The following is a 9,841-nucleotide window of genomic DNA, read 5'->3' as shown; positions in this document are numbered from 1 at the left end:
GACAGCTTGCGCTTCGCTAAAATCCCCGCCCTTCAGGGCAGGGAAGACGCTATGAGACGGACATCGGTCAGTGCCCCGGCCTTCCGCCGGGGATGAATCCCGTCGGTGGCTCGCCTACATATTCGAAGAGGGCGGTCTGCGCCTCCGCAATCCTCGGATCGCAGTCGTGGTCCCACGGGAAGCGCCCGACTTGATCCGGATAGAATAACTGGCACGCCTCGAACTTCACACCCCTCAGCGCCGCACGGCCGACGTTGCTGTACTCCCTAGCCGTCTCGTCCGTGATCGGTCGGATCGCGGCCGAGTATTCCCTGAGAAGTTTGTCAACCATGACCGGTTCGTCGAACCTCTCCCCCTTCCGGATCCGATTGCCGAGATCGTTCAACAGGACCTGCGCCGTCTGCTGGTTCAGCCCGACCACGAAGATCTCTGGATGCTTGAGGGTGTGAGTGAAGCCAACCGAGTAGGAGAAGCCTGGCTCTCCGCCATCCTGGTCCGGGAAAACCCCGATGACCGACCATCCGTACTTCCTAATGTGCTCCCGCGTCTTGTCCAAGACCATCTTCAACCTCCGTTCAACACCCCCTTTTCGCATTCGACGACGCATGCCGCAAGCCTATCCAGACACCGACACGGCTCAGGGTAAATCGAACCCTGCTACCAATTGTTGACAAAATAGCCTTTTGCGCGCACCTCCCCGCAATAAGGAGCGAATGTAGGTTCGCCGCAGAACGAATGGCAAAGCGATGGCAACGGAACCGGAGACACCGCTTTTTCTTTGCAGCGACCAACGCTTTCGTTGTCAACGCTTTTGCTGGCAATTGGTTCGTTAGTTCGCCAGAACGCCGTCGTGATCTGGGTTGATCTCCTCGAGCGCCTTCCTTGCTAACTCGCTCGGATACTCTGCATCGACGTAAACACTCTGACCGTCCAACGACTTGTTCACGAGAATAATGGTGTCGAGCACCTCGGTGAACGTCGCCCGCTTGTCCTCCGGCCCTGCGATCATCAACTGAAGGCCCATATCCCGAAAGAAGGCAAGAAGAGCCTGAGTGTTTGGCACGTCCAACTTGTTAAAGGCCTCGTCGAAAAGCGCGAGACCCATGCCGGCATGATCGCCGCCGTTCCGCCCGGGGAAGTACGCCGACGACAGGGAGGCCGCTATGGCGACGTAGAACGGGGCCTGCGCTTCGCCGCCCGAACCCTTGACCGCTCTCGACGACATACTCGTCTTGGAGCCGTTCCGCGACGTCATGATGATTTCGAACGTGTAATATTCCCGGTAGTCCGCGAGCAGGGAAGTGTCGTCTGCTCCCTCGATCATGCTTTCAAGTTCCTCGATCGCGGCGGCGATTTCCTCATCTCCGATTTCACCGTCAAGAACGTCTCCGTTGCTGTCGGCCGTTCCCGCCACCTTCATCGCGAGGCCGTGCATGCGCGCGAATTTCTGGTTCACTGTTGCCTCAAACGAATAAATTTGTCCGGTGAACCGATGCTTCGCGAGAAGACCGTTCAACATCTCGACACGATGATGGACCTTGCGGAGCTTCTCCGCGAGCCGGGTCAAGAGGTCCTCCTTCAGCATCTTCTTCATTTCCGAAGAGGCCCTGGCGCACGACTCCCGATACTCGCGAAGTTCGTTGCCCTCGAGACGCGACTTCTCGGCAAGGGACCAGATGTAGCCAAGTGACATGTTTTCGGAGTCGATCTGCGGAACGTCTACTTCGAACCCCGTGCCGTATTCAGTTAGTTCACGGATCGCCGCCGACTGTTCCCGCTTGGCCTCCAGGTTGCTACCCTCGGCCATGGTCGCGTAGTCGATGCGCAGAGAAGCGAGCCACGCCTTCGGGTTCTGACGACCCTCGCCGTCGCGGGCAAGATCTGCCCGGAACGTGGCGACGAGCGCCTCCGGCATTGGCTCGTCGATCTCCTGGTCCATTTCCGATATCCTAGCGAGATCGGGCGAGGTCAAAGCGCGCCAAGCCGCCCGCTTCGCCCTCATGGCCTTGCCGAGCGCCTCACGCGCGACATCCGCCTTCGCTCGAGCCGTCGCGACCTCACCCTGGAGGGTCTCGACCATAGGCTCGATGTCCTCGACGATCTCCTTCGAATAGTCCTGACGATCTCTTTCGAGTTCCTCAAGCTCCTGAAGCAGCTCGTTCGCGCCGCCTTCCACTGCGTTGTCCCTGTCCTGCAACAACGCCTCTATCCGTCGGCGGGAGGCGGACAGGGAGTACTCGAGATGAAACGGACCGTCACCCTCGGTCAAAGACCTTCTGATCCCAGCGACCAGTCTAGACGCCTCCTTAAAGAGCTTCGACATGCGCCGGAGGTCGGCCAGCCTCTCGCGAAGCGGACCAAGCTCCTCACGTGCGACTGCGGTCGTCTTCTCCCGGGCCGCCTGCCCGAGTATGAGGTCTCTAAGGTTCCTCTGAACCGACAGTCCCAACCCCGATGACGTCCGTCCGCTCTTCATAATCCCTCGGTCGAGACGGGACAGCTCCATCTCGCTATTGGCCTTCTGAAACGAACCAACACGCACCTTCATGAAGGCGAGAGCGTGGCGGTTTTCGGTCCGAACGGCCTCGAGCACGCTCCCCGCCGGGATCGACACATCCACCTCGTGAGATCTGCTCGTTTTGACCAATGTGCATCCGGAGTAAACATCCCGGTTGAACGCCATGATGTCGAAGGCATCGTCCAGAAATCGAGGCTCGACGATTATCGCCTCGCGCCCCCGTCCGAGAAGCACCTCGACAGCATACTGCCAATCCTCGTCAGTCACCTCCACGATGTCGCACAACGGGACGGGCGACATGCCCTTTGAGGACAGCTCACTCAGGAGCCGCTCGGCCTGGCGCGACAGCAGCGCCCCACCAGAACCGCCGGAAACCGATCGTTCGAGACCTTCTACCCGATCCTGGATGGTCCGCAGCTCCTCAAGAAGACCCTCGGCCCGTCGATCCAGAAAATCGTCCATCCCCTCGATCTGCGCCGCCTTCTCGACGAGGTCCTGCAACTTCTCACCCTTGCCGCGAAGCGCGTCGGACGGGGCCATGCCTTGCGGCATATGTTCCAGAGCGTTCGTCGCCGCCTCGATGGGCCGCCTGTACTTGTCGGGCAACTGGTCCGTCAGAACGGCAAGACGCGACAGCGCCGCAAGTGCTTCGCGAATATCAACGTACCGCTTTTCGATGTCGCGGGCATCACGTTCGGCGAGGCTTGTCTCGACCTCTATCTGACGAATCCGGGAAGCGCCGTCGCCCGTGTGCACAAGTGCTCGTTTGGCGTTGATATCCTCGTCCCAGTCGCGCACGAGCTTGCGCCTCGACTCCAGGACGGCCCGCTCCTTTTTGAGAGCCCCCTCCTTTCCGGACAGGATCTCTTTCGCCGTCTTAAGTTCTCCGGAGGTGCGCCGCACCTCCGCGAACGCGGACCTATAGCGATGCCCTTCGGAGCGGATGCGGGCGCGGCCCCAATTCCGGAACCGTTCAGTCAGCCTTTCGACCTTGCGAAGCTTCGCCTCGATCGCCTCGATCGTCCTCTCGAGCTCCTGCCACGTGCCTATGGAGGTTCGCACCCGCTCCACGTCCAGAGCGTCAGGCTCCAGGACGAACTGACGGACGAAAATCGTCGGGTCGAATATCGGCTTGAAGGCAAGGGCGTTCGAGAACGTTCTCAGGAAGTGCTTTATGTTCGGCGGCTGCGCGGCCCCGCGCATAACCTTGAGCGCCTCGACGGTGAATTTCTCCGCCGATGTCCGGAACTCCTCCATCCCCTCATGGGTCTTTCGCAGCTCCGATGCGACCTCGAGCCATGAGGCGAGACGCATACGCGAACCGTCCCGCCGCTTTGCGAGGTCGACCGAATAGGCGCAACCGGGAATGATGAACCGGGAAAGGGTCTCCTCACGGGAATCTCCGGCGCGGGCGGACATCGCGATCCCGATCGTCACGGGTTCTTGCGTCACCTCATCACGGAAGGTAAGGGCCAGAACCGTTTCGCAGGCTTCTCGAAGGGGCTTACCGCCTTCGTTTGGATCCCCCGTCATTCCGAGGCAATATTCGAAGACCGAGCGCTCCGATTTTCCGCTAGCGCTGGGGTTCAGGTGAAGCCGATTTTTCGAAGCGCCTGTAATTACTGTCTGGATAGCGTCCTGAATGGACGATTTCCCGGCACCCGTCGGCCCGACTAGCGCGGTCGCACCCTTGATCTCGATGTCGAGCGCGTCGATCAGGTACCAGTTCTGAAGAGATATCCGTGTTAGCAAATGCATGGTTCAGGCAACCTCTTCGGCAACGATGTCGGCTTCGTCCTTCGCGGCCGGAACGGCCCACTCCAGGATCTCCGCCACGTAATCATCTGGGATGAGAATTCGAACGCCCGGTAGAATGAAGAGCGGCGACACTCTCTCCACCCGATCCCTCTTTCCAACGCGGATTGCGCCATGCTTCTGGAAGAGGCGAAGCAGATCGAGCAGCTTCCCCTCCTCGGGAGGGTCTGCCTGAGTGACCGTCTTTATCCGGTCGATCAATTCTCCCGTTGTGGTCTCCACGACCCCGCCGTCTCCGACCTCTTGCGCCGAAACGGCCTCTTCCCACATCAGACGCAGGGACAAGAGGATAATGGTCTCGATCTTGGTCAAACGCTCATAAACGGCATCGTAGCGTTGACTGTCCTTCGGTACGGATAGCGCGACCGTCTGATCCCGGCCATGAACCTCGAGCTTGTATCCAAGCGCCCCGAAATACCGCTCGAAGAACGGCGCGAAGGCGCGAACGATCTCGTAGGTGCGCCCGAGACTGGGCGTCGAGGAATGAATACACTGCCTCGTCAGGAGTGCCTGAAGGGCGCGGGTCAACTCTTCAGGTGAGGGCGGCTTGCCCGCAATCGCTCCGAGCACGCTTTCGCCATCGACGATCTCCTGAAACTCTTTCAGATCAAGCGACATTTCGCGTCTCCTGTCGCCGTCTTCTTATTTCGAAGTTTTGGCAGTCTATCCACTCGTTGCGGCAACGCTCATCCAGGTGGGTAATTTCGTAATGACGGGCGAGAGAGCCATCGAAGATGGAACCGAGTTCGCGCAGTCTCTGGAACGCGACGAAGTCATCGACGTCACGTATAGCGATATCACCCCCGTTCACCGTCTCTGCCTTGCCGAGGGCGCTCTCGATAAAATCGCGAAGACGGCCCGAGGTCACGCGCGTCCGGCGCACATATTCGTCCTTCGCGCGTTTTCGAGCCTCCATGACCGGGTCGCGTTTCAGGTCCCGAACCTCCGTGGGCCTAATCTCCTCACGCTCCCTGCGCGGTGTCGCGATATGCGAAGGACCGATCGGCAGACGGCGAGCCGTGAACCTCGGATCGAGCGGAACCTCGTTACCCTGAACCTTCGACAATGCCTTCAATGCCTCGATCAACTTCGCTTCCGACTTCTGATCCGCACGGTCCATGTATTTGGCCGTCGTCATAATCCGGCGTTCGATGCGCGATACGGTATCATCGATCGACTTCAAGTGATCTTCGGTGCGCTCAAAGATGTCAATGACGGCGGACAGGTCCTTGATCACAGCTCGCTCGCCCTCCTTGATGGAGCGCGCTCGGCCCTCTCGTTCGTAAGACTCCGAGAGACCACGCACGAGAATTGCGTCGGAAGCCATGATTCGCGCCTGATGAATGATCGAAGAGCGGAACCTGAAGGGATTTTCCTTGGTATGAAGGGTCTTGAAGTCGGCTATCAAATGACGCTCGACGAAGTCCTCGAAGAAGTGGCGGAACACGTCACGAAGCGACTGCTGCCTGAGTATCCGATCCTCCACTTTGCGCAGGGAGACCGAGACTGTTCGCATGTGGGAGGCGAAGTCTCGCGCGCCCCTGACGGCGTTACGGATGTTCTCCGAACGCTCGGCCGGGTTCATGGCAGCATCCTCGAGACCGGACAGGACGCCGACGACCGCCCCACCGTAACTCCGGGTTTCGCCGCGATCTATCTCCGCGAGAATGTGAAGCAAGCCGGCAGCATCCGGATCGAGATCGACCAGTTTGATGTAGCGATCCTTGTGCTCGATCAGCCATCCCGTCTCGCGGAGACGCTGATAGATCGTGCGAGCGCGATCCTCCGGAGCGGTGATCGGCGCGTCGTTGGTATCATTGCCGAACTCCGATAACGCCCCGTTTCGGCTCTCCCAAACCAGGATGTAATCCTGAATTTCTCTCAATACAGCTGATCGGCGAGGGGCCTCCGCAGCCGTTTCGAAGGTACGATCGAACAAGAACAGAAGAACGTCCGCGTAAAATCGACGCGAAGGCGAAGCCAGCGGCTTAAAGAGATCGGTCGGCAGAACGTCGAACAGCGCCAAATGCGCCTCCACGGCAAAAACGTAGAATCAATGCAAACTCCGTTGAGCAGCCGGGCAAGGGTATTGTTTATGGAGGCGGGGTCAATGGAGGCGCGTTAACTTTTCTACCGTCAATCGCGTGTTCGACATAAAAATCAGGCGTTTTCCACACCGCTTGTGCGAAGCCCGACGATCGCGCTCACAAGTCCGGAGCCTTTTCGACACCACCGAATTCCTCCGAAAAATCGTTTGTCGGATCCAGCCTCCTAAATCCGGCGATGGTCACTGGCTTCTTCGAAATCGCCATGTCTCCCGTTGCCTTGACCGAATCGGTCACAAACTTGCTCTCCCTTTCGACGATCTCGTCCAGAACTTCCCGAGGCGGAAATTCATAGACGAAGACGGCGACACTCAGATACCCGACCTGAAGGACGGGGAAGACGTTAAAGAGAATTCGCCCGCTAGCTCATCGTCGAAATCCTTGGCGAACCGCGCTTGGACCAACCTCTCCGTCTCTACCTTCATCCGGGCGAGGAGATCCAGCGTCTGAGCATGGAAACCGTGAATCATGTCGGTCGACGCCGACGGATCCTCCGACCTCAAGACCTCTCCGCTAAGAACCGCGACGGCCCGGTTAATTTCGCGACAGGTGCCGAGAAGCTCGCAAACGCCCTCAAACCGAGCCCCGTCCGGCTGCTTGCTCAAACACTCAAGCACCCACTCTAGATTTTCCAGTCTGCGTTCACCCGTCTTCGGGTTGACTACACCGACTTTTCCATCAGCAAGCCCCGGCACCGCCACGACCTCGCGAACCTCTGTCTCGGCGACCTCATACTCGTAAACACGACCAACCAACCCCTGTCCGCCAAACGTTTCTTTTACCACACTCGACTCCACATCTAACGCAAGGCGCTCCCGCGCAAGCGGGAAATCCACTTTCCAGTTCGCCTTACATTTTGGGTTCTCTTGAAGAAAGACACAAGCATGCGCCGCGCCACTCGAGGACAGACCCGTTAACGAAAACGCGGTGACGATGCCACTGAGAGTTCCGAGAGCGGCTTTTCGAACTGCACCGCGCCTCCGGCCCCTAGGTGCGGGTGTCGGGCACCGATTCCTGCAACCAATGACTCTTCCTCGCCAACCCGCGCACGCCGGGCGACGTAGAAGCTGCATTCTTCTCCGTCATGCGTCCAAAGCACCCGAAGGTGCCCGTCCGCACTTTCCCTGAAGCCCCCGAGCCTGTCGCTCGCTTCGCAGGCATCCCACTCGGGCAGATCCTCGACCCGAACACCATTGATATCTGCGCTCGTTGTCGGTTTGCCACCCCTCGACATCCACGAACGGGTGACGAATACCTCGCCACTTTCGACATCAACAGACATACGAACAAGCTCGGCGTATTCGTCACCCATCGTCTCGGATTGCTCCCAGACGATCTCACCACCTAGAAAACGCTTCGAATCTTCCTTCAACGCCTCGACTAACATCGACTTTTCACTCCTTTGCTTCAATTCCGCCAAATTCTCGATATCGGCCTTTTTCGCCTTTTTTTAATCGAAACTGACCCAGAACCCCATCAAGGACCTCCGGTCTTCCAGTAATGGTCTCTGTTTCACGGATTACTGCAGCCATAGTAATTCCTCAATTGACTACGGGTAAACAGTCCCCCGATGCCCCGCAACCGACAAGCCGTGCGCAATGGAGCAAGAGCCACCTTCGCTACTTGCGTTGTTGACGGAATTCGGAACGACGACGAACATGGTGAGAAAGGCAGACCTCCAAAGCCGGGGACGCGATACCACATCAGGTTGTTCCTTGCACTTTTCGGTGGTTTCCTGAATTCGAATGTCGAGGAGAATACCGTGCGCAACACCGAGTTCATTTCAGAAAAAACATCCATAAATAACAGTCTTTTCGATCTCCGTAGCGCCAGCCCCGAAGCCGAACGGATAGTCGGAACCCGGCTCGAAGACAATGTCTTGAACCGATCACCGCTGAAGAACGTTGAGACCTCGATGCTGTTTACTTACATGCATCGCCGTTTCGGACTTGGAAACGTTAGTACCGACGACCACAAGGATCTCGGGGCGGGATGGGCGATCACCACGCCCCACCAGAACCTGGCGCTGCTCGTGACACCTAGCTTCAGCGGCGTAAAAAGTTCCTCCTTTCTCCCCATCGTGGTCGGTGACGAACCGATAGAGCGCTCATCCGTCTCCGGAGCATTCCTCGAAGAACTAGCTGGCGCTTACGAACGCGCGCTATTGGACCTCTTGAGACCCGTCTGTCAAAGGGATCACTATTTCAACGCCTTGGGAGAGATCGACGAAGGTATTAACCCGGTGCCGGAATGGTCCGTCGTTTCGGATGACGGAAATCTCGAAATAGCCGGAAAACTACCGAGATTTCACCCTACCTGCGGCACGGGGATGCCGATCGGCCTGTTCGGCGGACGACTCTGGAAGCGCCTCTTGGCAATTTCCCGGGCCGCAGGGAACGGCGATCTCATCGAAGGACTCGAACTCCTGGTCGAGGAGAAAGCTCAGGCGGGGCATATTCGAAACCTGGAGACGATAAGAAGTCAGGACGTCGATATCCTGCCTCTCGTTATCATGGGACTAAGAACGTCCGGCGACGAAGATGTCGAGCGGCTGATCGGTCGCCTGGATGAAAATGAGTATACAGAGGAAAGGGTCGCTGAATTCACGCGAGTGGCTTTCAATCGCGGAACGGACGGCGCGGCATCCGAGTGGCTTCTATCGCTAAGGCCCCACAACATCTGGAGTGCAAGGCAGTGCGTTCAACAGCTCGGCATCTCCGACCAGGGCCTTCGCAGATCGCTCGACAAACTCCTTCACGTACAGCGAGTGACCAGCGCGTGGAAGGACTTCACAACCCTGACCGAAGGGACGATCAACGACGACCTCGTACCGGACTTTCCGTGGCCGACCGAAGAGGCGATATCGAAATTCTCGAACAACCTCGAGAACGCAGGCGAGACGAAACTTTCAGCTTGGGCCGCCAATCTTTGCGAGACCAAACAAGGCATTGCCGCCATGACGCAGATCCTCGGCACGCTGATTCTCAGGAAGCGGGAAGAGAGGGTCAACGAGGAAGCTTTCGCGCCGAAGTAAGCGAGAGATTGTTGGAATTCGTTTCTTCCCCTGCTCCGGCGAACCCCCATTGGTCGGGGATGGCTGATCTGACGGCGGAATTCGTATACACCAGCTTTGACCACCAGGAGGCCCTCGAGGCGATGTTCGCCGAGCTGGATCAAGCTTGGCCGAAGGAGATGAAGGCGCTTGTGAATTTCGGACTTTTGGCGAAAAATTCACCCACCGTCTTTTCGCGCGATCTTCGTGCACTTGGGAGTGAGGAAGTCATTTAATAGCGCTCGAAGCGCCAACTCACGCTCCGCGTCGATGAAGTCACTCACACAAGCGCTCGGCGCTTGCCGCTCAAGCTTGGTCCCACCGCCACATCGCGACTATGATGGAAACCGA

General features: G+C 58.2%; 10 protein-coding genes. 2 read left to right on the top strand and 8 right to left on the bottom strand.

Annotated features, from left to right (window positions below; translation table 11 throughout):
- Window positions 1-67 precede the first annotated feature (67 nt).
- From E1297_RS07220 to E1297_RS07185, 8 genes are all read right to left on the bottom strand, one after another.
- A complete protein-coding gene (locus tag E1297_RS07220; protein WP_196223232.1) occupies window positions 68-562 on the bottom strand; it encodes a DUF4262 domain-containing protein in 495 nt (164 codons plus the stop codon).
- Window positions 563-829: 267 nt separating this feature from the next.
- A complete protein-coding gene (locus E1297_RS07215; protein ID WP_155135815.1) occupies window positions 830-4,276 on the bottom strand; it encodes an SbcC/MukB-like Walker B domain-containing protein in 3,447 nt (1,148 codons plus the stop codon).
- Between the two features lie 3 nt (window positions 4,277-4,279).
- Window positions 4,280-4,951 carry a DUF4194 domain-containing protein gene (locus tag E1297_RS07210; RefSeq protein ID WP_155135812.1) on the bottom strand — a complete coding sequence of 224 codons (672 nt, stop codon included), beginning with the start codon at window positions 4,949-4,951 and terminating at the stop codon, window positions 4,280-4,282.
- Window positions 4,941-6,359 carry a Wadjet anti-phage system protein JetA family protein gene (locus E1297_RS07205; protein ID WP_155135809.1) on the bottom strand — a complete coding sequence of 473 codons (1,419 nt, stop codon included), beginning with the start codon at window positions 6,357-6,359 and terminating at the stop codon, window positions 4,941-4,943. Before E1297_RS07205 ends, E1297_RS07210 begins: the two co-directional genes overlap by 11 nt.
- 178 nt (window positions 6,360-6,537) lie before the next feature.
- A complete protein-coding gene (locus tag E1297_RS07200) occupies window positions 6,538-6,675 on the bottom strand; it encodes a hypothetical protein (protein ID WP_155135806.1) in 138 nt (45 codons plus the stop codon).
- A 74-nt stretch (window positions 6,676-6,749) separates the two neighbouring features.
- On the bottom strand, window positions 6,750-7,223 hold the full coding sequence (locus E1297_RS07195; RefSeq protein WP_155135803.1) for a hypothetical protein: 474 nt from the start codon (window positions 7,221-7,223) through the stop codon (window positions 6,750-6,752).
- A 128-nt stretch (window positions 7,224-7,351) separates the two neighbouring features.
- Window positions 7,352-7,825 carry a hypothetical protein gene (locus E1297_RS07190; protein WP_155135800.1) on the bottom strand — a complete coding sequence of 158 codons (474 nt, stop codon included), beginning with the start codon at window positions 7,823-7,825 and terminating at the stop codon, window positions 7,352-7,354.
- 7 nt (window positions 7,826-7,832) lie between these two features.
- The gene (locus tag E1297_RS07185) at window positions 7,833-7,970 is read right to left on the bottom strand and encodes a hypothetical protein (protein WP_155135797.1); all 138 of its coding nucleotides are present in this window, start codon (window positions 7,968-7,970) and stop codon (window positions 7,833-7,835) included.
- 230 nt (window positions 7,971-8,200) lie between these two features.
- Between E1297_RS07185 and E1297_RS07180 the strand changes: the two genes are divergently transcribed.
- Both E1297_RS07180 and E1297_RS07175 read left to right on the top strand, forming a co-directional pair.
- Complete coding sequence (locus E1297_RS07180; protein WP_155135794.1) at window positions 8,201-9,472, top strand: hypothetical protein; 1,272 nt, start codon at window positions 8,201-8,203, stop codon at window positions 9,470-9,472.
- A gap of 59 nt (window positions 9,473-9,531) precedes the next feature.
- Window positions 9,532-9,726 (top strand): hypothetical protein, encoded by a 195-nt coding sequence (locus E1297_RS07175; RefSeq protein ID WP_155135791.1) that lies wholly within the window; start codon window positions 9,532-9,534, stop codon window positions 9,724-9,726.
- Window positions 9,727-9,841 lie beyond the last annotated feature (115 nt).

It is taken from the genome of Roseibium sp. RKSG952 (assembly GCF_009711355.1).
Note: the sequence above shows the minus strand (reverse complement) of the source record. Positions and strands in the feature narration are given on the sequence as shown.